This window comes from Dietzia aerolata (assembly GCF_014144865.1).
GTDB lineage: Bacteria > Actinomycetota > Actinomycetes > Mycobacteriales > Mycobacteriaceae > Dietzia > Dietzia aerolata.
Window position 1 is genome coordinate 1 of the sequence record NZ_JAALDM010000110.1, and the last position, 1,795, is coordinate 1,795.

At 71.2% G+C, this 1,795-nt stretch carries 2 protein-coding genes; both read right to left on the reverse strand.

Annotation, left to right across the window (positions count from 1 at the left end):
• Positions 1 to 864 (reverse strand): NAD-dependent epimerase/dehydratase family protein (locus G6016_RS07330; protein WP_182632015.1); only part of this gene is annotated, 864 nt, incomplete at its 3' end.
• Between the two features lie 100 nt (positions 865 to 964).
• On the reverse strand, positions 965 to 1,795 hold an 831-nt coding region (locus G6016_RS07335), incomplete at its 5' end, for a DUF6541 family protein (RefSeq protein ID WP_338403547.1).

Sequence of the window (1,795 nt, forward strand, 5' to 3'; positions counted from 1 at the left end):
GCCGGCGCGGGAGGCGTCCAGCGCGGAGCGGGCCACGTCGCCGAGGCGGGCGGGGGCGTACTCGGGATCGTCGCCGGAGCCGGCGGCCTCGGCGACCAGCGTATGCAGGTCGCGGTCGGAGGTCTCGACGCCGGTGCCGATGTTGAAGCGCAGCCCGGCCGCGGCCTCGACCCGGGAGGCGCGGACGAAGGCGTCCACCACGTCGTCGACGAACACGTAGTCGCGGGTGTTGCCACCGTCGCCGAACACGCGGGTCGGCTGCCCGGCGAGCAGTCGCTGGGAGAAGATCGCCACCACCCCGGCCTCGCCGTGCGGATCCTGGCGCGGGCCGTACACGTTCGCCGGCGCGACGCCCGCCCATTCAATGCCGTACAGGCGGGCGAACATCTCGAGGTAGATCTCACCTGAGACCTTGCCGGCCGCGTACGGGCTGAGCGGGTCCACCGGACGGCTCTCGGCCACGGGCAGTTCGGTGACGGGCCCGTAGATCGAGCCGCCGGAGGAGGTGAACACGATCCGGCGCACCCCGGCCCGGCGCGCCGCCTCGGCCAGCCGGACGGTGCCCACGACGTTGACCTCGGCATCGTGCACCGGGTCCTCGACAGACAGGCGCACGTCGATCTGGGCGGCCAGGTGGAAGATCACCTCGGGCTTCGCGGCGGCCACGATCTCCTCGATCGCGGGATCGGTCAGCCCCAGTTCGTGGAACTCGAATCGCTCGCCGGCCTCGCGGGCGGCGGCCAGGTTCTCCAGGCGGCCCCGGGACAGGTCGTCGATGACCGTCACCTCGTGGCCCTCGGCCAGCAGCCTGTCCACGAGGGTCGAGCCGATGAATCCGGCCCCACCTGTCACCAGTGCACGCACGTGTTCCCCTCTCCAAATGCGGCGGATCCGCCGCTGCCGACCCACCGGCCGCGTCCGGCCCAGACCTCCCCGCCAACAATACGGCTGCCGGGCCCCACGGTCACGGCCGCCCGGTCACCGTGTCGGCGCGGGTGAGCGGGGTGCGCTGGTCCGGCGGGAACGGCGAATTGGCGAGGATCTGCGCGAGTTCCGCGTCGGTGAATGCGGCCCGCACCGCGAAGATCCGCACCTGCCCGTCGCTGTACACCTTGGCCAGTCCGGGCGTCTCGTCGAGTTCCAGCAGGTGATCGTTGGGCTTCTGGAAGCCCCAGTAGTTGGGCGGGCTGATGTAGACGTAGGTGACGCCGAGCTCGGCGAGTGCCGCGTCCACCTCGGGGTCCAGCCCCGCCTCGTCCATCGTGTTGAACAGTTCGCTAGTCAAGGGCGCGGTGTCCACGGGCGCGAGATAGTGGCGCGAAGTCGAGGGCAGCCCGTCGGTGGCGTACATCCACCCGGAGCCTTCGTCGGGGTTGGTGTAGATCAGGCCACTGTAAGCCTGCGGCTGCTCAGTCAGCCAGTGGAAGGCCCGCCGGTCGTGGTCGTCGACCAACCGGTCCCAGCGCTGATTCGATCCGGCCGCGACCGCATACTCGGGCGCGGCCTGGACGACCCAGGATCCGACCGCCACGATCGCGGCCATCGCCACGCCGACCCTCAGTCCGGTGACGCCGCGCCCGTCCGGGTCGGTGATCGGGTCGATGAGTCTGCCCAGCCAGCCGGCGAGCAACTGCACGGTCGCGCCGACCCCCACGCCGACGGCGGCGGCCACGATCACCGCCATGACCACCCCGATGCGGCGCGGGTCGTTGTAGAAGACACTGCCCATGAAGCGCAGGGTGCCGCCGGTCCAGTTGCCGAACTGGCCCATGGCGTTGACGGTCACCACGAGCAG